The sequence below is a fragment of the Streptomyces sp. MS19 genome, from assembly GCF_047200595.1.
In the GTDB taxonomy this organism is placed as follows: domain Bacteria; phylum Actinomycetota; class Actinomycetes; order Streptomycetales; family Streptomycetaceae; genus Streptomyces.
Window position 1 is genome coordinate 20766 of sequence record NZ_JBJZOH010000009.1, and the last position, 23246, is coordinate 44011.

General features: G+C 75.4%; 22 protein-coding genes. 9 read left to right on the top strand and 13 right to left on the bottom strand.

Annotated elements, in window-relative coordinates; all coding sequences use genetic code 11:
• Positions 1 to 158 precede the first annotated feature (158 nt).
• Positions 159 to 872, top strand: a complete 714-nt coding sequence (locus tag ACL02R_RS11905; protein ID WP_412796840.1) for a hypothetical protein — start codon at positions 159 to 161, stop codon at positions 870 to 872.
• A 103-nt stretch (positions 873 to 975) separates the two neighbouring features.
• Here ACL02R_RS11905 and ACL02R_RS11910 read toward each other — a convergent pair whose 3' ends face one another.
• Complete coding sequence (locus ACL02R_RS11910; RefSeq protein WP_412796841.1) at positions 976 to 2127, bottom strand: Mrp/NBP35 family ATP-binding protein; 1152 nt, start codon at positions 2125 to 2127, stop codon at positions 976 to 978.
• 115 nt (positions 2128 to 2242) lie between these two features.
• Between ACL02R_RS11910 and ACL02R_RS11915 the strand changes: the two genes are divergently transcribed.
• Positions 2243 to 3055 (top strand): hypothetical protein, encoded by an 813-nt coding sequence (locus ACL02R_RS11915; protein WP_412796842.1) that lies wholly within the window; start codon positions 2243 to 2245, stop codon positions 3053 to 3055.
• An 11-nt stretch (positions 3056 to 3066) separates the two neighbouring features.
• Here ACL02R_RS11915 and ACL02R_RS11920 read toward each other — a convergent pair whose 3' ends face one another.
• Positions 3067 to 3597 carry a hypothetical protein gene (locus tag ACL02R_RS11920; RefSeq protein WP_412796843.1) on the bottom strand — a complete coding sequence of 177 codons (531 nt, stop codon included), beginning with the start codon at positions 3595 to 3597 and terminating at the stop codon, positions 3067 to 3069.
• Between the two features lie 211 nt (positions 3598 to 3808).
• Entirely contained in the window at positions 3809 to 4558 is a 750-nt protein-coding gene (locus ACL02R_RS11925; protein ID WP_412796844.1) for a ferritin-like fold-containing protein, read from the bottom strand.
• 524 nt (positions 4559 to 5082) lie between these two features.
• Between ACL02R_RS11925 and ACL02R_RS11930 the strand changes: the two genes are divergently transcribed.
• Both ACL02R_RS11930 and ACL02R_RS11935 read left to right on the top strand, forming a co-directional pair.
• Complete coding sequence (locus tag ACL02R_RS11930) at positions 5083 to 6615, top strand: DEAD/DEAH box helicase (protein ID WP_412796981.1); 1533 nt, start codon at positions 5083 to 5085, stop codon at positions 6613 to 6615.
• A gap of 1264 nt (positions 6616 to 7879) precedes the next feature.
• Positions 7880 to 8746, top strand: coding sequence for an alpha/beta fold hydrolase (locus ACL02R_RS11935; protein ID WP_412796845.1), 867 nt, complete (start codon positions 7880 to 7882; stop codon positions 8744 to 8746).
• A gap of 193 nt (positions 8747 to 8939) precedes the next feature.
• Here the strand turns inward: ACL02R_RS11935 and ACL02R_RS11940 are convergent, their stop codons facing one another.
• The 7 genes from ACL02R_RS11940 to ACL02R_RS11970 form a co-directional block, all read right to left on the bottom strand.
• Positions 8940 to 9788, bottom strand: coding sequence for a PHP domain-containing protein (locus ACL02R_RS11940; RefSeq protein ID WP_412796846.1), 849 nt, complete (start codon positions 9786 to 9788; stop codon positions 8940 to 8942).
• 36 nt (positions 9789 to 9824) lie between these two features.
• Positions 9825 to 10472: a DUF6758 family protein gene (locus ACL02R_RS11945; protein ID WP_412796847.1), complete on the bottom strand. Its 648-nt coding sequence runs from the start codon at positions 10470 to 10472 to the stop codon at positions 9825 to 9827.
• A gap of 43 nt (positions 10473 to 10515) precedes the next feature.
• Positions 10516 to 11100, bottom strand: coding sequence for a suppressor of fused domain protein (locus ACL02R_RS11950; RefSeq protein ID WP_412796982.1), 585 nt, complete (start codon positions 11098 to 11100; stop codon positions 10516 to 10518).
• Between the two features lie 5 nt (positions 11101 to 11105).
• Positions 11106 to 12059 carry a DMT family transporter gene (locus ACL02R_RS11955; RefSeq protein WP_412796848.1) on the bottom strand — a complete coding sequence of 318 codons (954 nt, stop codon included), beginning with the start codon at positions 12057 to 12059 and terminating at the stop codon, positions 11106 to 11108.
• 159 nt (positions 12060 to 12218) lie between these two features.
• Positions 12219 to 12446 (bottom strand): DUF3107 domain-containing protein, encoded by a 228-nt coding sequence (locus ACL02R_RS11960; protein WP_362966068.1) that lies wholly within the window; start codon positions 12444 to 12446, stop codon positions 12219 to 12221.
• Positions 12447 to 12593: 147 nt separating this feature from the next.
• The gene (locus tag ACL02R_RS11965) at positions 12594 to 13235 is read right to left on the bottom strand and encodes a TetR/AcrR family transcriptional regulator (RefSeq protein WP_412796849.1); all 642 of its coding nucleotides are present in this window, start codon (positions 13233 to 13235) and stop codon (positions 12594 to 12596) included.
• 159 nt (positions 13236 to 13394) lie between these two features.
• Entirely contained in the window at positions 13395 to 13655 is a 261-nt protein-coding gene (locus tag ACL02R_RS11970) for a hypothetical protein (protein ID WP_412796850.1), read from the bottom strand.
• Positions 13656 to 13777: 122 nt separating this feature from the next.
• Here ACL02R_RS11970 and ACL02R_RS11975 point away from each other — a divergent pair, with 122 nt between their 5' ends.
• From ACL02R_RS11975 to moeZ, 5 genes are all read left to right on the top strand, one after another.
• Entirely contained in the window at positions 13778 to 14770 is a 993-nt protein-coding gene (locus ACL02R_RS11975) for an alpha/beta fold hydrolase (RefSeq protein ID WP_398840368.1), read from the top strand.
• Positions 14771 to 14779: 9 nt separating this feature from the next.
• Positions 14780 to 15853 carry a DUF3152 domain-containing protein gene (locus tag ACL02R_RS11980; RefSeq protein ID WP_412796851.1) on the top strand — a complete coding sequence of 358 codons (1074 nt, stop codon included), beginning with the start codon at positions 14780 to 14782 and terminating at the stop codon, positions 15851 to 15853.
• A gap of 159 nt (positions 15854 to 16012) precedes the next feature.
• Complete coding sequence (locus tag ACL02R_RS11985; RefSeq protein ID WP_412796852.1) at positions 16013 to 17497, top strand: DUF3492 domain-containing protein; 1485 nt, start codon at positions 16013 to 16015, stop codon at positions 17495 to 17497.
• 56 nt (positions 17498 to 17553) lie between these two features.
• Positions 17554 to 18522, top strand: coding sequence for an NAD-dependent epimerase/dehydratase family protein (locus ACL02R_RS11990; protein ID WP_412796853.1), 969 nt, complete (start codon positions 17554 to 17556; stop codon positions 18520 to 18522).
• A gap of 159 nt (positions 18523 to 18681) precedes the next feature.
• Complete coding sequence (gene moeZ, locus ACL02R_RS11995; RefSeq protein WP_362966056.1) at positions 18682 to 19860, top strand: adenylyltransferase/sulfurtransferase MoeZ; 1179 nt, start codon at positions 18682 to 18684, stop codon at positions 19858 to 19860.
• A gap of 69 nt (positions 19861 to 19929) precedes the next feature.
• Here moeZ and ACL02R_RS12000 read toward each other — a convergent pair whose 3' ends face one another.
• Genes ACL02R_RS12000 through modA form a run of 3 tightly spaced genes read right to left on the bottom strand, consistent with a single transcriptional unit; the run spans position 19930 to position 23242 of the window.
• A complete protein-coding gene (locus ACL02R_RS12000; protein ID WP_412796854.1) occupies positions 19930 to 21558 on the bottom strand; it encodes an alpha/beta hydrolase in 1629 nt (542 codons plus the stop codon).
• A gap of 59 nt (positions 21559 to 21617) precedes the next feature.
• A complete protein-coding gene (locus tag ACL02R_RS12005; RefSeq protein WP_412796855.1) occupies positions 21618 to 22418 on the bottom strand; it encodes an ABC transporter permease in 801 nt (266 codons plus the stop codon).
• A 20-nt stretch (positions 22419 to 22438) separates the two neighbouring features.
• Positions 22439 to 23242, bottom strand: a complete 804-nt coding sequence (gene modA, locus ACL02R_RS12010; protein ID WP_412796856.1) for a molybdate ABC transporter substrate-binding protein — start codon at positions 23240 to 23242, stop codon at positions 22439 to 22441.
• Between the last annotated feature and the right edge of the window lie 4 nt (positions 23243 to 23246).

The window sequence follows — 23246 nt, forward strand, 5'->3', positions numbered from 1 at the left end:
GACACCGGCTCCGACGCCAGCAGAGTGGAATCCCCGGCGCACGGGGGCGCATGACGCCACCCGTCCTCCGGCATGCCCGCCTGCTCCGATGCGGATGGCTATCCTCCCTATGTCCGGGGTGTGCCCAGGACGAGGGCAATGAGGAGGCGTCGCGTTACATGGAGACGACCAGTCGAGCCGAGCCGCAGGACGCCATGGGCGATGGCGACGAGACCGGGGGACCCGGGGGAAACGGTGCGGCGCAGGGGGTGCCCGGGGCACGGCGCGCGGTGGAGGGCTACCTGCTGGCCCAGTTCCCCTGGTACGGGCTGGACGAGGCGTTCACCGGGCCGCGCTGGCTGATGCAGGTCGGCATGGCGGCGGACGGCGCCGTCGAGCACGGCTCCACCGGCCACGGCGACGAGCCGTCGCTCCGGGGCGAACTCGGCGGCGAGGCCGACCAGCGCTTCACCGTCGTCGTGACGGTCGCGAGCCGCCCGGGGCGCCGCAGCCCCGACGGCAACGGCATGCTGGAGGCGACGTCCGTGTCCTCCGCCGCCTGGCTCGCCGGCTCGGGACTGCTCTCGTGCACCTGGCCCGCCCAGATGGAACGCGCGCTGCGCCAGGACTGGCTCGAACAGCAGACGGCCATCGCCTGGGAGCTGGCCGACGACCTCGACGGCGGCGGCTGGTCCACGCTGTCCCTGCCCGTGGACGGCGTCCCCACCGACTTCCTCTACCGCGAGTCCGAGTACGGCTGGGTCCTCGCGGGCGCCGCCCCGCACGGCGTCCACATCGGCGCGTACGGGCGCGGGATGAGCGCGTACGGCCTCGGGTTCGCGGTCGTCAAGGACATCGAGGGCTACGCCGAGCGGACCACACCGGCACCCTGACCCCGCGCTCCTCCCCGCGCGGCCGGGTACGACCGCCGGGCCGGACCCGCCGGGCCCGGCCCGCGCACGTCACCCCGCCATCACGTCAGCGGGACTGCGGGCGTCAGAGCCTGCCGCGCGGGGTCAGCCCCAGCGACATGCCCGCCAGGCCCCGCTGCCGCCCGCTCAGCGTGGACGCCACCCGGCGCAGCGCCTCGGCGGCCGGGGAGGCGGGATCGGCCAGCACGACGGGCGTCCCGTCGTCGCCGCCCTCGCGCAGCCGCACGTCGATCGGGATCGAGCCGAGCACCGGCACCTCCGCGCCCGTCGCGCGCGTCAGCCCCTCCGCGACGCGCTGCCCGCCGCCCGTGCCGAAGACGTCCACCATCTCGCCGCAGTGCGGGCAGGGGAGCCCCGCCATGTTCTCCACGACGCCGACGATCTTCTGGTGCGTCTGCACCGCGATCGACCCGGCGCGCTCGGCGACCTCGGCCGCCGCCTGCTGCGGCGTCGTCACGACGAGGATCTCGGCGCCCGGCACGAGCTGGGCGACGGAGATGGCGATGTCGCCCGTCCCCGGCGGCAGGTCGAGCAGCAGCACGTCCAGGTCGCCCCAGTACACGTCCGCGAGGAACTGCTGGAGCGCGCGGTGCAGCATCGGGCCGCGCCACACCACCGGCGCGTTGCCCGGCGTGAACATCCCGATGGAGATGACCTTCACGCCGTGCGCGGACGGCGGCATGATCATGTTCTCGACCTGCGTGGGCCGCGCGTCCGTCCCGAGCATGCGGGGCACCGAGTGGCCGTAGATGTCCGCGTCCACGACGCCGACCTTCAGCCCCTGCGCGGCCAGGGCCGCCGCCAGGTTCACCGTCACGGAGCTCTTGCCGACACCGCCCTTGCCCGACGCCACCGCGTACACCCGCGTCAGCGACCCCGGCTGGGCGAACGGGATCTCCCGCTCGGCCTGCCCGCCGCGCAGCGTCGTCGCCAGCTCCTTGCGCTGCTCGTCGCTCATGACGTCGAGGTCCACCCGCACGCCGGTCACCCCGGGCACCGCGCGGACCGCCGCCGTGACCTCCGAGGTGATCGAGTCGCGCATCGGACAGCCCTGGATGGTCAGATACACGCCCACGGTCACGGTGCCGTCCGGGGCGATCTCCACCGACTTGACCATGCCGAGATCGGTGATGGGCCGGTGGATCTCCGGATCGTTCACCCGCTGTAGCGCCGCACGTACGGCGTCCTCGCCGACGAGGGAGGTATCGGTAGCCATGCCCCGATGGTACGGCGACCCGAACGGCACGCGGTCATGGCCCTTTCCGGGCCGCGCGCCCTTGCCGGTACGCTGCGCCTCACCCGTCAGCGACCCCGGCGAGAGGCAGCCCGTCGTGACCCCCCGTTCCCCCCTGTCCCGCACGGCACGGCGCGCTGTCCCGCGGCGCCCCAGACGGGACGGGGCGCGGACGCTCCTGTGCGCCCTCGCGCTCGGTGCCGCGCTGGCGGCGTGCGGCGGGGAGGACCCCGACGCGGGGACGAACGGGCTCGGGAAGCTGGACGCGCCCGCGATCGAGGAGCGGGCCAGGGCGGCGGCGGCGGACGCCGCGTCCGTACGGCTCGTGGGGACCGTCATCAGCGGCGGGCACGAGTACGAGCTGGACGTCCAGCTCGCGCGGGACGGGGCGGCGGGCGAGGTGGCGTCCGAGGGCGGCCACTTCCAGCTGCTGCGGGTCGGCGAGGAGCTGTACATCTCGGCCGACGCGGCGTTCTGGCAGAGCGACGCCGTCCCCGAGGGGCTGGAGTCCGACCCGGCGCAGACACTGGACGGCAAGTACGTGCTGGTCGCGCCCGAGGACCCGGCGTACGGGCAGCTGGTCGGATTCACCGAGATGGACGTCCTGCTCGACGGGCTGCTCGTCCTTGAGGGGGAGCGGGAGAAGGACGACCGCGCCGAGGTGGACGGCGTCGAGACGATCCGGGTGACGGCGGACGGCGGGGCGGGCGGGGCGCTCGACGTGGCGCTGATCGGCGAGCCGTACCCGCTGCGCCTCGAACGGGGCGGCGGGGCGGGCGAGCTGACGCTGCGGGACTGGGACGAGCCGTTCGAACCGGCGCTGCCGGACGAGGAGCAGGTCGTGGACTACGGCGAGGCGATCCTCGACGAGGGAGACGACGGTGACGGCAGTGACGGCGGAGACGGCTGACGCGGCCCGTCTCAGCGGGCGCGGCGGCGGCGCCTGGCCGGGAGGCCGCTCGGGGTGCCCGAGCGGGTGGCCGCCGGGGACGGCAGCGGCGGCGCGGCGGGAGAGGCCGTCGGCATGTGGGCAGGGCGCAGGACGGGCCCGCCGTCCGGGGCCAGCCGCAGGACCCGGCAGTCCGCGCGCCAGCGGGCCGCCGTCTCCGCGGCGGTGTCCCGCCCGTTCAGCCGCTTCGCGGCCAGCTCCACCGCCGCCGCGGTCCACTCGTCGCCGCCCGGCGCCGGTTCCGACACGGCCGCGGGCCACGACACGAGCCGCCCGCCCTTGTCCTTGCTGCGGCAGGTGACCTCCGCACGGACACCGTCCGCCAGCCCGAGGCCGTCGAGCGGCTGCTCGCCGGGGCCGCCGACGAGCCAGACCGCGCCGTCGTGCCAGACGTGCCACAGCGCCCGCGCGGGCCCCTCGGGGCCGCGCACCCACACCAGCGCCGACTTGCGCGCCGCCTCCTCGACCAGCGCCGCGTCGAACGCCGCCCCTGACGCGTCCATGCCCGTCACCCCTGTCAGCTCTGTCAGCCCTGCCAGCCCGTCACCGCCAGGCCGTGTCGTTCGGATCGTGCCTGGCGCGCGCCGCCGGCCACCGCGCCTCGCCGCGTTACCGCATCGCCCGGGTACGCCCGGTACGCGTGGCGATCCGGTGCCTTGCGAGGCACGGCGTCCGACGACGCGGACCGATCCGCCACGATCCGAACGACACGACCTAGGCGGACAGGCCGAGCGCGCTCATCCGCTTGGTGTGCGCCTCGGTGATCCGCGAGAACATCCGGCCGATCTCCGCCAGGTCGAAGCCGTCCGCGACCCCGCCCACCAGCATCGTCGAGAGCGCGTCACGGTCCGCGACCACCCGCTGCGCCTGCGACAGCGCCTCACCCATCAGGCGCCGCGCCCACAGCGCCAGCCGGCCGCCGACCCGCGGGTCCGCCTCGATCGCCGAGCGCACCTTCTCCACGGCGAACGACGCGTGCCCCGTGTCGTCCAGCACCCGCAGCACCAGGGCGCGGGTGTCCGCGTCCAGCCGGGAGGCGACCTCGCGGTAGAAGTCCGCGGCGATCGCATCGCCCACGTACGCCTTGACCAGGCCCTCCAGCCAGTCGGACGGGGCGGTCATCCGGTGGAAGCCGTCCAGCGCCGACGCGAACGGCTCCATGGCGGCCGTCGGGTCCTCGTCGATCCCCCGCAGCCGCTCCGTCAGCTGCTCGAAGTGGCTCAGCTCGGCCGCCGCCATCCTGGCGAGCGCCGCCTTGTCACCCAGCGAGGGGGCCAGCTTCGCGTCCTCCGCGAGCCGCTCGAAGGCCGCCAGCTCGCCGTAGGCCAGCGCGCCCAGCAGATCGACGACCGCGGCGCGGTAGCGCGGGTCCCCCGACGCCGACGGCCAGTCCTGGGCGGCGATGCCCGTCGGCGCGGGCGCCTCGGACGGGGGTTGGTCTGCGGAAGTCTGCGGCGTCTCCATGGCAGTGCACAATAGCCGTCACCGGCGGTCCCGTACCCGCCCGCGGCCGAGCCCCGGCCGCCACGACCTGACACATGTGCGTGGTTCCGGGGTACAGTGCTAAAGAGACCCGCCCGTACGCGGCGGATCGCCAATCCCCCTGCTGGAGTCCCGGCGGCCCGGAAGTCACGGAGCCCGGGGACCCCCCGCGGATGCCCGGTCGGTGGCCCGATCGGCTCCGACTGACCAGCCCTCCGCGCGGTCCGTGCACCTCCGCACGGCCCGCATCACGAGGGACCCGCTCGCGCGGTGCGTGCGCTTGAGCGAGACGACCGGGTCCCGCGCCGGCCGGCCGGCCCTGGTGGCCGCCGGACCACGGCGCGGTGGACAAGACCCGCCTCGCCACCGTGTGCCGCGTCACACAAGAAGAGGCAACGACCCTGTCCGCTACCAGCTCCCTCACCTTCCGCGATCTCGGCATCCTGCCCGAGACCGCCGAGGCCCTTGAGGCCGTCGGAATCATCACCCCCTTCCCCATCCAGGAGATGACGCTGCCGGTCGCCCTCGCGGGCACCGACGTCATCGGCCAGGCCAAGACCGGCACCGGCAAGACGCTGGGCTTCGGCCTGCCCCTGCTGGAGTCCGTCACCGTCCCCGCCGACGTCGAGGCGGGGCGCGCCGCGCCGGAGCAGCTCACGGACGCGCCGCAGGCCCTCGTGGTCGTGCCGACGCGCGAGCTGTGCCAGCAGGTCACCAACGACCTGCTGACCGCCGGCAAGGCGCGGAACGTCCGCGTCCTCCCCATCTACGGCGGCCGCGCGTACGAGCCGCAGGTCGAGGCGCTCACGCGCGGTGTCGACGTCGTCGTCGGCACCCCCGGGCGGCTGCTCGACCTCGCCGGGCAGCGCAAGCTGAACCTGTCGGAGGTCCGCTGCCTCGTCCTGGACGAGGCGGACGAGATGCTCGACCTCGGCTTCCTGCCCGACGTCGAGAAGATCATGGACCTGCTGCCCGCCAAGCGGCAGACGATGCTGTTCTCGGCGACCATGCCGGGGCAGGTCATCGGGCTCGCCCGCCGCTACATGCGCCAGCCCACCCACATCCGCGCCGCCGCGCCGGACGACCACGGCACGACCGTGGCCAACATCACACAGCACGTCTTCCGCGCCCACTCGATGGACAAGGCCGAGATGGTCGCCCGCATCCTCCAGGCGGAGGGCCGCGGCCTGGCGATGGTCTTCTGCCGCACCAAGCGGACGGCGGCCGACGTCGCCGACCAGCTGACGCGGCGGGGCTTCGCCGCCGGCTCGGTCCACGGCGACCTGGGGCAGGGCGCCCGCGAGCAGGCGCTGCGCGCGTTCCGCAACGGCAAGGTGGACGTGCTCGTCTGCACCGACGTCGCGGCCCGCGGCATCGACGTGGACGGCGTCACCCACGTGATCAACTACCAGACGCCCGAGGACGAGAAGACGTACCTGCACCGCATCGGCCGTACGGGCCGCGCGGGCGCCACCGGTACGGCCGTCACCCTCGTGGACTGGGACGACATCCCGCGCTGGCAGCTGATCAACAAGGCGCTGGTCCTGGACTTCCAGGACCCGCCGGAGACCTACTCCACCTCGCCGCACCTCTTCGAGCTGCTCCGCATCCCGGAGGGCACGAAGGGCACCCTGCCGCGTGCCGAGCGGACCAGGGCGGGGCTCGACGCCGAGGAGGTCGAGGACCTCGGCGGTCCCGACGCGCGCCGCAGCAGGCGCGGCGGTGGCGGGCGCCAGGAGGCGCAGCAGAAGGGCCAGAGGGACCAGAAGGACAAGGAGAAGGAGCGGGCGCCCCGTACGCCGCGCCGGCGCCGCCGTACGCGGGGCGGGCAGGCCGTGGCGGGCGGCGCCGAGGGCGCGGCGGAGGCCGCGGCACCGGCGGCCGGGCCCGAGACGGCCGGCGAGCCGGGCGAGGCGCCCGCGACGCCGCGTACGCCTCGCCGCAGGCGGCGCAGGCGCGGCGGCAGCGGCGGGAGCGGCGGCGGTGGCACCGACGGCGCCGGAGCGGGCGCGGCGGGCCAGGCGGCCGCGGGCGACTGACCGGAGTGAACGCACGGGCGAGGCGGACCCGCACCTGTCCGCCTCGCGCACGAGGGGCCTGCGCGGTGGTCGCGGGCCCGCTCGGGGCACGGACGGGTGATCCGTCCATGCGCCAGGCCCCGGGAGATCGGCCCGTCGCGGATCTCCCCGGGACCGACCCCAGCCCTATGCGGCACCGGGCGCGCGCCCGTCCAGGACCGTCACCTTCCTCGGCGCGGCCCCCGCTGGACCCGCGTCCGTCGGACGCGGCCGCTTGATTCCGTGAGCGCGTGCCGTACCTCCCGGCCGCCCACACCGGTGCGATACCCCGGCGGCGTCCGGGATGCGTCGCATCCTTGGCGTTGACCGGTAGGCCGGCTCACCCGCCGCCCGCGAACGCGGTACGCATCCGGTCCCGCCCCGGCCGCTGCTGACGCCGATGCTGTGCGGGCCGTATGAGCTGTTGGGCGTACATCCGGGCTCCGGCGGCGTCCGGGATGCGTCCCATCCCCGGCGTGTCCACCTGATTCGGCTGACCGGCTCCGTCAGCGCGTGCCACGCCTTCCGGCCACTGACGACAGCGTGCCCCGCATGCCGTGCGGGCTGTTCGGCGTACGCGTCGGCTCAACGGCCTCGTGGCTCCCGGCGGCGTCCCGGATTCGCGAGCACGGTGCGCCTCCGGGGCTGACACGGCCGGCCGATGCCGGCGCCGGGAGACGGGCATGAGGCACCGGTCTCCGCCTTCCGGGAACCGGCCGGATGCCCCTGAGACCCGGACGGGATGATGTCACGGCCCGTCACCCGGTCTCCCGCCCCCATACCGGCGGCTCGACGTGGCCGTGGCCTCGGTGGGCGGGGGCGAGAACGGTGCCCGTGCCCGTGGCGCGCGGATGCGGCACCCCGGCCCACCGTTTCACCGGCCCCCACACCCGGAACCGGAGCGGCGCGTCACGCTGCGCAGAGGTGCGAAGGCCACCGGTGCGGGGCTTCAGGGTCTCCTGGATCGTTCCGGCCGGAGCAGCCTCCCGGCGGCCTGCGCCGCTCTGCGGCGTGCGGCGGGACCGTTGGGCGCTCCGGCCTCGCGGAATCTCCGGTGGCGTATCCGGGCCGGGGGAGAGGGGGCGGGAGGCGGTACCGGAAGGTGGTGTCCGGAACGGTGGGTCCGAGGACGGTCGTGTTGACGTCCCGGCCGTGCGGGGTCGGTGGGGCCGCCCGTGCGGCGTCGTCCGCCGTGCGCGGTTAAGGTCGGTTCCGGGGGTGTCCGGGGTGTGTTCGGGAGGACAGCGTGAGCAGGCCGCCGTTCTGTGTGCCGCCGGTCGGGGTGCGGGCGTACCGGCTCGTGACGCGGCGGGGCGACTTCGCGGTGCTGGACGTCGAGCCCGCCGGTGAGCCGATCGGCACCGTGCTGCTCGTGCCGGGCTACACGGGCAGCAAGGAGGACTTCATCGCGCTGCTCGTGCCGCTGTCGGCGGCCGGGTTCCGCGCGGTCGCCGTGGACGGGCGCGGGCAGTACGAGACGGTCGGGACGCGGGCGCGCGCCTCGTACGGTATCGGCGCGCTCGCGGAGGACGTGCTCGCGCAGGCCGACGCGCTCGGCGGCGCCGGGCCCGTGCACCTGGTCGGGCACTCGCTGGGCGGGCTGATCGCGCGCGGCGCGGTGCTGCGGGCCGTCGCCGCGCGGCGCGCCCCGCTGCCGTTCGCCTCCCTCACGCTGATCGCCTCGGGGCGCGGGCGGGTGGCGCCCCTTCAGCGCTGGAAGGTCCGCATGCTCGCGGTGAGCCTGCCGGTGCTCGGCGCCGACCTGCTCTGGCGGCTGCTGAACCCCCGGGCGGAGCCAGGCGAGATCGCGGACTTCCTGCGCCGCCGCTGGCTGGCGAACGCGCCGACGCAGCTGCTCGGCACCGGCAGGCTGCTGCTGCGCGAGCCCGACCGGGTGGCCAGGCTCGCCGCCGCCGGGCTGCCGGTCCATGTCGTGTCGGGGGAGCGGGACGGCGCCTGGCCGGTGCCGACGCTCGACCGCATGGCGGAGGAACTCGGCGCCCACCGCTCGGTGATCCCCGGCGCGGAGCACTCGCCGAACGCCGAGCAGCCGGGCGCCACGGCGGCGGCGCTCGCCGGGTTCTGGACGGGCCTGCCCGGCGCGGACGGCTGATCCCGGGGCCCGCCCGCCTCAGTGCGCCGGCAGGTCCCCGCAGAACGCGCGGATCGCACGCTCCACCACCACCGGCTTCTCCCAGGGCAGGAAGTGCCCGGCCCCGCGTGTCCGGAACGGGCCGACGGCCCGCGGGAACGCGAGGGCGCACCGCTCGTACGGACCGTGACCGCCGGCCAGGGCGGCGCGCCCCTCAGCGGGCGCCGGTGACCGGCCCGGCGCCCGTCGCCCGCGCGACGATCGCCTCGTACGCCGCGGGCGCCGTCGTGTGCTCGCCCAGGCGGCACGTCTTGCGGCTGCCGTGGTAGTCGCTCGACCCGGTGGCCAGCAGCCCGAGGTCCACCGCCAGCGCGTCGAGCCGCAGCCGCGTGTCGGTGTCGTGGTCCATGTGGTCCACCTCGATGCCGTCGAGCCCCGCCGCCGCGAGGCGGGCGATCGCGTCGTCGGGCACGACACGGCCGCGCGAGACCGCCATCGGATGCGCGAAGACCGCCACCCCGCCCGCCCCGTGGATCAGCCGGACCGCCTCGAACGCGTCCAGCTCGTGCTTGCCCACGTGCGCCCGCCCGCTGTCCCCGATCCACTCGGGCGTGAACGCGTCCGAGACCGTCGCGACGACCCCCGCCTCCACCAGCGCCTGCGCGATGTGCGGGCGGCCCACGGACCCCTGGGCCAGCTCCCTGACGCGCTCCCACGTGATCGGCGCGCCGAGCCCCCGCAGCCGTTCCACCATGGCCTGCGCGCGCGGTACGCGGTCGTCGCGCAGCAGGTCGCGCTCGCGGGCGAACGCGGGCTCCTCCGGGTCGAAGAGATACGCCAGCATGTGGAGGCTCACGCCGTCCAGCACGCAGGAGATCTCGGCGCCGGGCACCAGGGTCAGCCCCGGCGGCAGGGCGGCGGCCGCCTCGGCGAGGCCCGCGACCGTGTCGTGGTCGGTGAGCGCGACGACGTCGAGGCCCGCGTCGGCGGCGGCGCGGACCAGCCCGGCGGGCGAGTCGGTGCCGTCCGAGGCGGTGGAGTGGGCGTGCAGGTCGATCCGCATGGTGCGCAAGGCTACGGCAGGGGACGCGGGGGCCCGTCAGCCGTCCGGCGCCATCAGCCGGGGCGACAGGGCGCCGCAGGGGACCAGCTCGATCTCGGAGCCCGCGTCGCGCAGGTCGGTGAGCACCATGTCCTCGTACAGCAGCGGGCCGCACAGTTCGGGCCACACGACGGCCCACAGCCACAGGCCCATCGCCTCGCCCGCGAAGACGGCGCGGTCGGCGGGGGCGTCCGCCACGTGCCACAGCGGCGTGGGACGGCCGGCCGCGAGGACCTTCGCCTCCGGCGGGCGGCCGGTGCGCAGCCGGGGGCCCGGGTCGGGCCCGGATATGCCCGCGTAGCGTGCGCCGAGCCCGACGCCCGGCTCCTCGGCGACCAGCACCAGTTCGCCCGGCCCGCCCAGCGGCCCGGGGCCCGTGCAGGCGACGGCGGTGGCGCGCCCCCCGCTGCGGTCGTCACCCGCGCAGGCGACACCGCTGAACAGCCAGCCCACCGGCAGGGGCCAGGGCATCCACACCGGTACGCGCGTCCGCTCCACGACCACCGCCAGGGCACCGACGCTCGGCGGGACCACGGGCTGCACGGGATGCACGGCGCCGTGCGCGGCACACTGCCACGTGTCGGCGAACAGACCGGGCGCCCGCACCCGGCCACCGCACTTCGGGCAACTGGGTTCGCCCCTCATGGGGAACAACAGTCCCTTCCACCTGTCGGTCCGTCAAGGCTTGTCATCCGCTGAGGGGTACCCCGGCCCGGCCCGGATCACGCGGGTCGACACCGTGCGCCCGCCAGCGTTCGCGCAGGGCCTCCGCGCCACGCGCGCGTTTCCAGGCCGTCTCGTGCGGCGTCATGGGCAGCAGGGGCAGGAAACGCACCGGGTCGAGCGGCGCGGGCAGCGCCAGGTCCGGCACCGGGTCCCCCGGGTCGCCGACCAGCACGGACGTGAACGGCGCGCCGGGCCACAGCGGTTCACCCAGGTCGAGGGACGCGCCGGGCGCCACCACGACGCCCTCCACCACCGGCGACGCCGCCAGCACGGCCAGCGGACGCAGCACGCGGTCGGTGTCGGCCGCGCCCGCGCGGAACGTCAGCAGCAGTTCGGCACGCGGTCCCCGCTCCGGGTCGGCGACCACCGCCGCCGGGTCCGCCATCGGCGCCGCCGCCATGCCGAGCGTCGCGTACCGCACCGTCCCGCCGCCGGTGAAGCGCAGCACCTCGACGCGCTCGGTCCCCAGGAACGTGACGGCCGCGCGGGCGTCGGGCTCGCCGAGCGCGGCCCGCAGGCGCTCCTCCACCAGCGGCAGCACGGACACGGGCCTCACGGGACGCGTTCCCCCCGGATCACCAGGGCGAGGCCCGCCAGGACGGCGGCCATCGCCGGGTACGCGGCGGCGGGCGGGAACTGCCCGAGCCACACGGCCGCCACCAGCGCCGCGCCCGGTGTTTCCAGCAGGATCGCCGTGGACGTCACGGACGGGCCGAGCCCGGCGACGACGCGGTTGATCAGCGAGTGCCCGAGCAGCTGCGAGACGACCGTCAGCACCAGCAGCTTCCCCCACGTGTCGGCGCTGTAGCCGCCGCCCAGGGAGGCGCCGGTGGCGAGGCAGAGGACCAGCAGCAGCACGGCGGTGCAGCCGTAGCAGAGGAACGTGTAGACCGTCGTGCTGGTGCTGCGCCGTACTTCCGCGCCGATCAGGACGTACACCGCGGCGGCCATGCCCCCGGCGAGCGCGAGCGCGTCACCCGCGAGGGCCCGCGCCGACACGCCCAGGTCCACGCCGGTCAGCAGCAGTACACCGGCGAACGCGACGGACGTCCCCAGCCATACGGCGGCGGGCGGCCTGCGGCCCGTGAGCCGCAGCAGCAGCGTCGTCCACAGCGGGGTCGTCGTCACCAGCGCGACGGACGAGGCGACCGACGTCAGCCGCAGACTGGGCAGCCACAGGGCGAAGTGCGCCGCCAGGGCGACCCCGGCGGCCAGCGACAGCAGCAGCGTCCTGCGGCCCGCCCGCGCCAGTTCCCTGCGCAGCCCGGCCCGCAGCAGGACGACGGGCGCAAGGCCCGCGGCGGCGAGCCCGTTGCGCCAGAACGCGATGGCCAGGGCGGGCGCGGCGGTCGCCGCGATCAGGGGGCCCGACAGGGAGATGCCGACGACGGCGACGGCCAGCAGCGCGAAGTCGAGCCGCCGTGCCGGGCCGAAGGGGGAGAGGGGGATCGGCGGCGGGGTGGTGGCAACGGCGGCGGTGCGGCTCGTCGTGTCAGGAACGGCCACGGTTCCTCCCTCCCTTTCCGGCGGTCGCACAGCGCGTGTCGAGCATGGGGGCGCGCCCCCGGCGGCACAAGCCCCCAGGACAGCCGGAGGGCGGCCCGCCACGGCGGACCGCCCGCGCACGCCCCGGGGCGCGCCGTACCGTTCGAGCGCCCGGTGGCGTCAGACCGCCCCGAAGCCCACCCGGCGCGCGGCCGGCCTGCCGATCTCGATGTACGCGATCCGGTCGGCGGGGACGAGGATCTTGCGGCCGTTCACATCGACCAGGCTGAGCAGCTTGGCACTGCCGGAGAACACGTCGGCGACAGCGCTCTCCACGTCCTCGACAGACTGCCCGCTTTCGAGAGCGATCTCGCGCGGCGTGTGCTGAACGCCGATCTTGATCTCCACGGCTTGTCCCTCCACTGGTCCGTTGCTGGATCTCAGGTTAGCCGCGCCCGCGGCGCGCCCGCCGCCGCCCTGCCACGCCGAGAGCGAACAGCCGCCGCCCCCGGTGAGCGGGGGCGGCGGCCGTCCGTACGGGCAGGCGGGCGCGGGTCAGTGCTGCTCGGCGCCGCTGTGCATCGGGAAGCCCGCGATGCCGCGCCACGCCAGCGAGGCCGTCAGGTTCTTCGCGACGTCGCGCGGGATCTTCTGGTCGGAGCTGAGCCAGTGCCGCGCCGTCACCTGCGCCATGCCGCACAGGCTGACCGCGAGCAGCATCGCCTGCTCCTCCGGCAGGTCGGCGTCCTCCGAGATCAGCGGGCTGACGAGCTTCGCGCAGTCCGCCGAGACCTGGTCCACGCGCTCGCGGACGGCGGGCTCGTTCGTCAGGTCCGACTCGAAGACCAGCCGGAACGCGCCGCCCTCGTGCTGCACGTAGCTGAAGTACGCGTCCATCGTCGCCGCGATGCGCTGCTTGTTGTCGTTCGTCGAGTCCAGCGCCTCGCGCACCGCGAGCACCAGCGCCTCGCAGTGCTGGTCGAGCAGCGCGAGGTACAGCTCCAGCTTCCCGGGGAAGTGCTGGTAGAGCACGGGCTTGCTCACCCCGGCGCGGTCCGCGATGTCGTCCATGGCCGCCGCGTGGTAGCCCTGGGCGACGAACACCTCCTGCGCCGCGCCCAGCAGCTGGTTGCGTCGGGCCCGGCGCGGCAGGCGGGTGCCGCGGGGGCGAGCCTCGGTCTGCTCGGTGGCGCTCACGCCGGCCTCCCGGTGGTGTCTGGTTCGGTGCGCCGCGCGGCTCGCGCCGTGCGCCGTCCGGTCATCGTACGTTCGTGCCGTCGCGCAGCGTGCATCCGTCGCGGGACGATCTCACGCTGCGGACACGCCGTCGCCCGGGGTGACCGCCCCGGGCGCCGTTCACCGGTAGTCGTCGTCACCCGGCCCGACCTCGCGGTCCTGCTCCGCCGCGTCGGCCGGGTCGGCCTCGGCGGGCAGCCGCACGCCGGGCCCGGGGTCGACCGGGTCCAGCAGCGCGCGCCGCTGCTCGGCGGCGTCGGCCTCCGGCGTGCCGTCGGCCAGTGCCTCCCCGGCGTCCGGCGCGTCCGCGCGCCGCTCACCGAGCGTCTCGTACGCCTCCGCCTCCTCGGCGAAGCCGTCCTCCGTCTGTTCCCTCGCCATCACAGTCACCTCCGGACGACCGGCGGGCAACTCCAGCGTAGGGGCGCGGCGGTGCGGACGCGAACCGGCCAGGTGCACGCCGTACGGGGTACGGCCCGTACCGTGCTCGTACTATTGCGGGCATGCCGAGCACCGAAGAGCAGCGCGTCGAGGCCGCACTCGCCGCCGCGGAGGGCTGGCCGGGGGTACGTGACGGGGAGACCCTGCGGTCCGTCGCCCTGCCGGGGATGATCCTGGCGGTACGCCGCAGAGCCGCCGGACGCGACGGGCTCGAACCCGCCCTCTTCGTCCACGGTCTCGGCGGCTCCTCCCGCAACTGGTCCTCCCTGATGGCGCTCCTGGCCGACGAGGTCGAGTGCGAGGCCGTGGACCTGCCCGGCTTCGGCGCTTCCCCGCCGCCCGACGACGGGGACTACTCGGTGTACGGACACGCGCGCGCCGTCGTCCGCGTCATCGAGTCCTCGGGCCGCGGGCCCGTCCACCTCTTCGGCAACTCGCTCGGCGGCGCCGCCGTCACCCGCGTCGCGGCACTGCGCCCCGACCTGGTGCGCACCCTCACCCTGATCTCGCCCGCCCTGCCCGAACTGCCCCCGCAGCGCACCGCGATCCCCACCGGCATGCTCGGCCTGCCGGGCGTCGCCCCGCTCGTACGGCGGCTCACCCGCGACGTCTCGCCCGCCCAGCGCGCCCGCGAGGTCCTGCGGCTCTGCTACGGCAACCCGGAGCTGATCACCCCCGAGGAGCACGCCGCGGCCGAGGCGGAGGCCGAACGGCGGCAGGCCCTCCCGTACTTCTGGGACTCGCTCAGCCGCTCGGCCCGCGGCATCGTCAACGCCTACACGCTCGGCGGCCAGCAGTCGCTGTGGCGGCAGGCGGAACGCGTCCTGGCCCCCACGCTGCTGCTCTACGGCGCGCGGGACCGGCTCGTCGCACTGAAGTCGGCGAAGCGGGCGAAACGGGCATTCGGGTGCTCCCGGCTGGTCGTCCTGCCGGAAGCGGGACATGTGGCGATGATGGAGTACCCAGCCGTCGTGGCCGGTGCGTTCCTGGACTTCAGGCCCGACCGGCCCGTCGGGCCCGCAGCCGCCGGGACGACCGCCGCCACGGAGGGCTGAGGGAGCCGCATGGACCACCGCGAGACCGCCGCACCCTCCTCGACCGCCGGGCCGGAGGAGGCGTTCGGCCCGCGCCAGGAGTATCTGGATGCCTTCGAGGACGAGACCTTCGGACGCGCGCAGCCCATCCCCGGGCAGCGCGCGGCGCAGCGGACGGACACGCCGTCGTCCGGCCGCCACGGCCGCCCGCCGCAGCACCGGCGCCGACGCGTGCCCGGGGATAGCGGGGGCCGCCGGGCGGGCGGCAGGGGCAGGACGCTCACCGGGGTGGCCGCCGCGGCGGTCGTGACGGTGCTGGCCGTCGTCGTCGCCACGCAGGTGACCGGCGGCGAGGACGGCGGGCCGGCGCTGCCGCCGCCCGGCGGTGACGGGCGCGGGCCCGCGGCGGCGGTCACGCCGGAGCCGGAGCCGGAGGCCCTGGCCTCCTCGCCCGGGGCCGAGACCGAGACCGAGGCCGAGGCTCCGCCGGACCCGGAGCAGACGTACGACCGGATGATGACGACCATGTTCGCCCTGGACCCGGAGCTGACCGGTTCGGGCGAGCTGGTGCCGGTGCCCGGGACCGACCCGGCCGCCGACCCCGACGCGACGACCGTGCTGCGCTACCGCGTGGACGTCGAGGAGGGGCTCGGGCTCGACGCCGAGTTCTTCGCCGAGGTCGTCCACCGCACGCTCAACGACGAGCGGAGCTGGGGGAACGGCGGCGAGCGCAGCTTCGCCCGCGTCTCCGGCGGGGACCACGACTTCGTCGTCACCCTCGCCAGCCCCGGCACCGCCGCCGACTGGTGCGCGCGCTCCGGCCTCGACATCACCGAGGACAACGTCTCCTGCAACTCGTCCAACACCGAGCGCGTCATCATCAACGCATGGCGCTGGGCGCAGGGTTCCGAGACGTACGGGGACGACATCGCCGCGTACCGCCAGATGCTCGTCAACCACGAGGTGGGCCACCGGCTCGGGTACGGGCACGCGCTCTGCTCGTCGGAGGGCGCGCTCGCGCCCGTGATGATGCAGCAGACCAAGTTCCTGGAGACGGACGGCCTGACCTGCGTGCCCAACCCCTGGCCGCATCCGGACAACTGACCGACTCTCGAACCGATCGCGGTTAACGACCGGGGCGCGCCCTGAGTCACGAAACTTCACCCCTTCCGGTGGTGTGACGGACAACCGTCCGCCGTAACCGGCACATGTAGACATACCGTCTTTCCGTCACGGGAGAGACGTATGACAGGGGGTGCGCCGGTGCGCGTCGCATTGCTCACTGAGGGCGGGTATCCGTACGTCCACGGCGAATCGGCCGCCTGGTGCGACCGGCTGCTGCGCGGTCTGTCCCGGTACGACTTCGAGGTCTGGGCGCTCAGCCGCAGCGGGCGGCAGGCCGCCGGGCCGCGCCGCGCGCTGCCGCCGAACGTCAGCCGGCTGCGCACCGCCGCCCTGTGGGGGCCGCCGCCCGGCGGGCCCGGGGGCGCGCGGGGGCGGCCCGCGCGGCGCTTCGCCGAGTGCTTCGCCGAACTGGCCGCCGCGCTGTGCTCGCGCCCGGGGCACGCCGGAGCCCACGGGCAGGCGGACCGTTTCAGCACCGGCCTGCTCGGCCTCGCCGCGCTGGCCGCCGTGCACCGCGGCCTCACCCGCTGGCTCTACTCCGAGCAGGCCGTCCGCGTCCTGGAGGCCGCCTGCCGCGCCCCCGGCGCGCCCCGCGCGGTGCGCGCCGCCCGCGTACCGGACCTGCTGGCCGTCACCGAACGGCTCGAACGGGCGCTGCGCCCGCTGGAACTCCTCCCGCCGGGCGGGCCCCCCGGCGTCCACCTCTGCCACGCCGTGGGCGCCGGGCCCGTCGCGCTCCCCGGGCTGCTCGCGGCGCGGCTGCACGGCGTGCCGCTGCTGCTCACCGAGGACGCCGGGCGGCCGGGCGCCGGGAGCGCGCCGGGGGCGGCGTACGCGGTCGCGCCCTCGGCCGCGCGGGCGCCGGTGCGCGCGCTGCTGGCCGCCTTCCAGGACCGGCTCGCCCACGAGACGCGCGCCGCCGCCGCGCTGGTCACACCCGGCGGGAGGGCGTCCGTGCCCGCTCCCGGACCAGGACCCGCTCCCGAGGACACCGCCACGCTCGTGTGGGCCGGGCGGATCGAGCCGGCCAAGGACCTCGTCGGCCTGCTGCACGCCTTCCGCGCCGTACGGGACGCCGAGCCCGCCGCGTCCCTGCGGGTCGTGGACACCGGCGGCGCGCGCACCGACGCGGGCTACCTCGCGCGGTGCCGCGCGCTGGCGCAGCGACTGGTGCCCGGCGGGGTCTCGTTCACCAGCGCCGGCACCCCCGGCGCGCCCACCCTGGCCGACGCGTACGCGGCGGGCGCCGTCGCGGTGCTGTCGAGCGTCGTGGAGGGCGTGCCCGTGCCGCTGATCGCCGCCATGCACCGCGGGCGCGCGACGGTCGCCACCGACGTCGGCGCGGTGGGCGAGGTCGTCGGCGCCGCCGCCGTCCTCGTACCGCCGCTCGACCCCGCCGCGCTCGCCGCCGGATGCCTCGCCCTGCTGCGCGACCCCGAGCGCCGGGCCTCGCTCGGCGCGGCGGCCCGCGCGCGGGCGCGCGAACTGTTCACCACCGACCACGGCGCCGCCGCCTACGGCGCCATCTACCCGGAGCTGCTCGCGATGGCGAGCACTCCCCGGTCCGTCCCCCACGGGGACTCCGCTGGGCACGGCACACCCCGTTCCGTGCACTGCACATGACCGTCCCCTTCCCCCAACCCCACGATCGATCGTGCACACGCAAGGAGCACAGAGTCATGAGAGTGCTGCTTCTCGGCGCCGCCGGCTACCTCGGCCGGTTCGTCGCAGACCGGCTGCTCGCCGACCCCGCCGTCCAGCTCACCGCACTGGGCCGCGGTGACGACGCCGACGTCCGGTTCGACCTGTCCACCGGCAGCCCCGGCGCCCTGACCCGCTTCCTCGACGCCGTCCACCCCGGCGTGGTCATCAACTGCGCGGGCGCCATCCGCGGCACCGCCAGCGAACTGACCCGCCACAACACCGTCGCCACCGCCACCCTGTGCGAGTCGCTGCGCCGCAGCGGCTGCCGTGCCCGGCTGGTGCACATCGGCTGCGCCGCCGAGTACGGCCCCTCCCCGAACGGCTCGTCCATCGCCGAGGACGCCGTCGCGCGCCCCGGCGGCCCGTACGGGGTCAGCAAGCTCGCCGCCACCGAACTGGTCCTCGGCTCAGGGCTCGACGCCATCGTCCTGCGCGTCTTCTCGCCCACAGGTCCCGGCACACCCGCCGGATCGCCCCTCGGCCGCCTCGCTGACGCCCTGCGCCGCGCGATGCAGCACGGCGACACCGAGCTGAAGCTCGGCGGACTCGCCGTGCACCGCGACTTCGTGGACGTCCGCGACGTGGCGCGCGCCGTGCACGCCGCGACCCTCTCCGCCGCCCAGGGCGTCGTCAACATCGGCACCGGCCACGCCGTACGGCTGCGCGACGCCGCCGTCTCCCTGGCCCGCATCTCCGGCTTCACGGGCGCGCTGCACGAACTGGAGAGCCCCGCCGTGCCCCGGCAGGGCCACGAGCCCGGCGCCCACCCCCACCCCCACACGCCCGCCGCCTCGCACCCGGTCGCGCCCCCGTACCCGGACGGCTGCGGCGGCTGGCAGCAGGCGGACGTCCGCACGGCCCGCGACCGCCTCGGCTGGCGCGCGAGGATCGGCCTGGAGGAGTCCCTGGCCGACATCTGGATGGAGGCGGCCTGCCGCATGTGACGCGCGGTGTCCGGGACGGTGCCCGCGCCCGCGCCCGGACCGCCCGCCGGGACCCGTGCCGGCCCCTGCCCGCAGTGTGGGACGGCTGTCCAGGAATGCGACGGCGCGTGGCACTGTTGGGGGGAGAGTCACGACTGTCCCTAGACCTACGGAGTCCCCGTGTCGCTGCCACCCCTGGTAGAGCCGGCTGCCGAGCTCACCGTCGATGAGGTCCGCAGGTACTCCCGCCACCTGATCATCCCCGACGTCGGGATGGACGGGCAGAAGCGGCTGAAGAACGCCAAGGTGCTCTGTGTGGGCGCCGGCGGTCTGGGGTCGCCGGCGCTGATGTACCTGGCCGCGGCCGGGGTCGGCACGCTCGGCATCGTCGAGTTCGACACCGTCGACGAGTCGAACCTCCAGCGGCAGATCATCCACAGCCAGGCGGACATCGGCAAGTCCAAGGCGCTCTCCGCGAAGGAGACCGTCCAGGGCATCAACCCCCTCGTCCAGGTCAACCTGCACGAGGACCGCCTCGACTCCTCCAACGTCATGGAGCTGTTCGCCCAGTACGACCTGATCGTCGACGGCACGGACAACTTCGCGACCCGCTACCTCGTCAACGACGCCGCCGTCCTGCTCGGCAAGCCCTACGTGTGGGGCTCCATCTACCGCTTCGACGGCCAGGCGTCCGTCTTCTGGTCCGAGCACGGCCCCTGCTACCGCTGCCTCTACCCCGAGCCGCCGCCGCCAGGCATGGTGCCGTCGTGCGCCGAGGGCGGCGTGCTCGGCGTGCTGTGCGCGTCGGTCGGCTCGATCCAGGTCACCGAGGCCATCAAGCTGCTCGCCGGCGTCGGCGACCCGCTGGTCGGCCGCCTGATGATCTACGACGCCCTGGAGATGACGTACCGCCAGGTCAAGGTCCGCAAGGACCCCGACTGCGCGGTCTGCGGCGACAACCCGACCGTCACCGAGCTGATCGACTACGAGGCGTTCTGCGGCGTCGTCTCCGACGAGGCGCAGGCCGCCGCGGCGGACTCGACGATCACGCCGCGGCAGCTCAAGGAGTGGATCGACGCCGACGAGAAGATCGACATCATCGACGTCCGCGAGCCGAACGAGTACGAGATCGTCTCCATCCCCGGCGCGCGCCTGATCCCGAAGAACGAGTTCCTGATGGGCGGCGCGCTCAGCGACCTGCCGCAGGACCGGCGCATCGTCCTGCACTGCAAGACGGGCGTCCGCTCGGCGGAGGTGCTCGCCGTCCTGAAGAACGCGGGCTTCGCCGACGCCGTGCACGTCGGCGGCGGCGTCATCGGCTGGGTCAACCAGATCGAGCCGGAGAAGCCGGTGTACTGACCCGCGGGGCCAGGTACGGAACGGCGGCGGCGCCAGGGGCACGTTCCCCCGGCGCCGCCGTCCGCGCGTTCAGGCGTCGCACGTCGTCCCGTCGTCCGGGACGTCGCCGTCGAGCAGGTACGCGTTCGCCTTGTCGCGCACGCACTCGTTGCCGCTGTTGTACGCGCCGTGGCCCTCGCCCTCGTACGTCAGCTCGACGCCGACGCCGTCGCCCAGCGCGTCCTTCATGTGCGCCGTTCCCTCGTACGGGGTGGCGGGGTCGCCCGTCGTGCCGATCAGCAGGACGGGCGCCGAGCCCTCCGCCGACACGTCCGGGTGGTCCTGGCGGCCGCGGACGGGCCACCAGGTGCACGACAGCATGCCCCAGGCCATCGGCGGGCCGAAGACGGCCGAGGCGTCCTCGAAGTCGCCCAGGCTGTCGCGGACGTGGTCCTCCGAGAAGCGCTTCTTCGAGTCGGCGCAGTTGATGGCCGTCAGGGACGACTGGAGGGTGGAGTAGGTGCCGTCCGGGTTGCGGCCGTTCATGGAGTCGCCCAGGGACAGCAGGACGGTGCCGTCGCGCGCGTCGCCCGCCATGGCGTCGTCGAGCCCCTGCGTGAGGTAGGGCCAGAAGTCCTCGGAGTACAGCGACTGGGCGATGCCGTTCCACGCGAGGGACTGCGTCAGCTCGCGGCCCTCCGGGTCCTGGGTGCGCAGCGGGTGGTCGCGCAGGCGGTCGAGGAAGCGGCCGAGCCGGTCCTCGGCCTCGTCCTTGTCGCCGCCGAGGGGGCAGTCGTCGCTCTCGGCGCAGTGGTCCAGGTAGTTGCCGAGCGCCAGCTGGAAGCCCTTGGCCTGGCCGAGGGCACCCTGCTCGCTGTCGCCCGTCGGGTCCACGACGGCGTCGAGCAGCGCGCGGCCGACGCGGCGGGGGAAGAGGTGCGCGTAGACGCCGCCGAGTTCGGTGCCGTAGGAGATGCCGAAGTAGTGCAGCCGCCGGTCGCCGAGGACCTCGCGCATCAGGTCCATGTCGCGGGCGGTGGCGGTGGTGGTGAGGTGTGGCAGGAGGTCGCCGGAGCGTTCCTCGCAGCCGTCGGCGAACTCCTTGAGGCGGTCGGTGTACGCGCGGCGCTCGCCGGCCGTACGGGGGGCGGCGTCGGCGGCGAAGAAGTCGTCCAGCTCACGGTCGTCGAGGCACTGCACGCCCTCGCTGTCGCCGACGCCGCGCGGGTCGAAGCTGACGAGGTCGTACCGCTTGTTCAGCTCGGCGTAGTCCTTGCCGAAGGCAGGCAGCGTCGCGACGCCGGAGCCGCCGGGGCCGCCGAAGTTGAACAGCAGCGAGCCGATGCGGTCGTCGCCCTTCGCGTCGGTGCGGGCGCGGATCATGGCGATGCCGATCGTGTCGCCGCCCGGGTCGGTGTAGTCGACGGGCGCCCGCATCGTGGCGCACTCCCACGCGGCGCCGTCCGGCAGCGGGGTGGGGGAGGACTCGGGGCCCTGCGCCGGGTCGGTGCCGGGGCAGCGGGACCAGTCGAGGCGCTGGCCGGTGAGGGAGTCGGGGAGGTCGCCGGTGTCGGTGGCCCGCCGGTCGGCGGCGGCGCGCTGGGGGGCACGTTCGGCGCCGTCCGCGCCACCGCCGCCGCAGCCCGTGGCGGCCAGCAGGGCGGCGGCGGCCAGCCAGGAGGGTGCGGCGAGTCGGGCACGGCTCATGCGGGCTCCCATCGATCGCTCCGACAGGCCCATCGTCCGCGCCCGCCGCGCGCCCCCGCACCCGCAGCACGTCAACCGGGTGAGCGGCGCACCGATCCCAGCCAGCGGCCGCGCAGGCCGATCAGCACGGCCGCGGCGACCAGCAGCAGGAGCAGGGAGACGGCGGTGGCGGCCTCCTGGTCCTCCTGGAGCAGCAGGTAGACCTTGAGCGGGAGGGTCTGCGTCGTGCCCTCCAGATTGCCCGCGAACGTGATGGTCGCGCCGAACTCGCCGAGTGCCCGCGCCCAGCACAGCGCCGCCCCCGCCGCCAGCGACGGGCCGGCCAGCGGCAGCGTGACGAGGCGCAGGGTGCGCAGCGGGCCCGCGCCCATCGTCGCGGCGGCCTCCTCGTACTGCGGCTCGATCCCGGCGAGCGCGCCCTCCAGCGTGATCACGAGGAACGGCATCGACACGAACACGGCGGCCAGCACCGCGCCCGTCGTGCTGAACGGCAGGGTGATCCCCAGCGACTCCAGCCAGCCGCCGAGCAGACCGCGCCGCCCGAGGCCCCGCAGCAGGGCGACGCCCGCGACGGTCGGCGGCAGCACCATCGGCAGGATGACGAGGCAGCGCACCGCCGTCTTGCCGGGGAAGTCGGTGCGCGCCAGCAGCCAGGCCAGCGGCACGCCGACCACCATCGAGACGGCGAGGGCCCACGCCGAGACGAGCAGCGACAGGCGCAGCGCGGCGGCGACGGACGGCTCGGTCAGGCGCGTCCACAGGCCGGTCCAGGGCGCGTCGGCGACGATGCCGAGGAGCGGGACCAGCAGGAACGCGATGGCGAGCAGCGCGGGCAGGACGAGCGTCAGGGGCGGCCTGTGCCGGGGCGTCACGGGATCAGGGGGGCACGGGGTCAGGGGGCGAGGAAGCCCGCGCCCGCCAGGACCTCCCGCGCCTCGTCGGTGAGCAGCCAGTCCACGAAGTCCTGGGCGGCGTCGGCGTTCTCCGAGTCGGCGACCGCCGCGGCCGGGTACTCGGCGAGGACGTTGTCCTCCTCGGGGATCGGCACCGCGCGGACGGCGTCCTCGCCGGCGGCGGTCGCGTCCGTGACGTAGACGAGCCCGGCGTCGGCCTCGCCCAGTTCGACCTTGCCGAGGACGGCGCGCACGTTCGGCTCCTCCGAGTCGGGCCGCGCGTCGATGCCGAGGCGGTCGAGGATCTCGCGCCCGTACCGCCCGGCGGGGACCTCGGGCGCGGCCAGGACGAGGCGCAGGTCCGGGTCGGCGAGGTCGGCCAGTCCGTCCACGCCGCCGGGGTCGTCGGGCGGGGTGACGAGGGTGAGCGCGTTGCGGGCGAAGACGGCGGGGCCGTCGGTGAGGTCGGCGACGCCGTCCATCGTGGTCGTGTCGGCGGTGACCAGGACGTCGGCGGGCGCGCCCTCCCGGACCTGGGCGGCGAGTTCCTGGGAGCCGGCGAAGGAGAAGCGGAGGGTGACCTGCGGGTTCGCGTCCTCGTAGACCTCCTGCGCGTCCTCGAACACGTCGGTCAGGGACGCGGCGGCGAGCACCGTCAGCTCGACGGACCCGCCGCCGCTGCCGCCCGCGGCGTCCGTGCCGTCCCCGTCGGAGGCGTCGTCGGAGCCGCAGGCGGCGAGGAGGGCGGCGGCGAGGACGGCGGGCAGGGCGCGCGTCAGGGTCCTGGAGTGCAGCAGCGGCATGGGT

Coding starts and splice junctions, on each gene's coding strand:
- ACL02R_RS11905 (WP_412796840.1), top strand. CDS start 159: ATGGAGACGACCAGTCGAGCCGAGCCGCAGGACGCCATGGGCGATGGC.
- ACL02R_RS11910 (WP_412796841.1), bottom strand. CDS start 2,127: ATGGCTACCGATACCTCCCTCGTCGGCGAGGACGCCGTACGTGCGGCG.
- ACL02R_RS11920 (WP_412796843.1), bottom strand. CDS start 3,597: ATGGACGCGTCAGGGGCGGCGTTCGACGCGGCGCTGGTCGAGGAGGCG.
- ACL02R_RS11925 (WP_412796844.1), bottom strand. CDS start 4,558: ATGGAGACGCCGCAGACTTCCGCAGACCAACCCCCGTCCGAGGCGCCC.
- ACL02R_RS11930 (WP_412796981.1), top strand. CDS start 5,083: ATGACGCTGCCGGTCGCCCTCGCGGGCACCGACGTCATCGGCCAGGCC.
- ACL02R_RS11940 (WP_412796846.1), bottom strand. CDS start 9,788: ATGCGGATCGACCTGCACGCCCACTCCACCGCCTCGGACGGCACCGAC.
- ACL02R_RS11945 (WP_412796847.1), bottom strand. CDS start 10,472: ATGAGGGGCGAACCCAGTTGCCCGAAGTGCGGTGGCCGGGTGCGGGCG.
- ACL02R_RS11970 (WP_412796850.1), bottom strand. CDS start 13,655: ATGGCGAGGGAACAGACGGAGGACGGCTTCGCCGAGGAGGCGGAGGCG.
- ACL02R_RS11975 (WP_398840368.1), top strand. CDS start 13,778: ATGCCGAGCACCGAAGAGCAGCGCGTCGAGGCCGCACTCGCCGCCGCG.
- ACL02R_RS11980 (WP_412796851.1), top strand. CDS start 14,780: ATGGACCACCGCGAGACCGCCGCACCCTCCTCGACCGCCGGGCCGGAG.
- ACL02R_RS11990 (WP_412796853.1), top strand. CDS start 17,554: ATGAGAGTGCTGCTTCTCGGCGCCGCCGGCTACCTCGGCCGGTTCGTC.
- ACL02R_RS12000 (WP_412796854.1), bottom strand. CDS start 21,558: ATGGGAGCCCGCATGAGCCGTGCCCGACTCGCCGCACCCTCCTGGCTG.
- modA (WP_412796856.1), bottom strand. CDS start 23,242: ATGCCGCTGCTGCACTCCAGGACCCTGACGCGCGCCCTGCCCGCCGTC.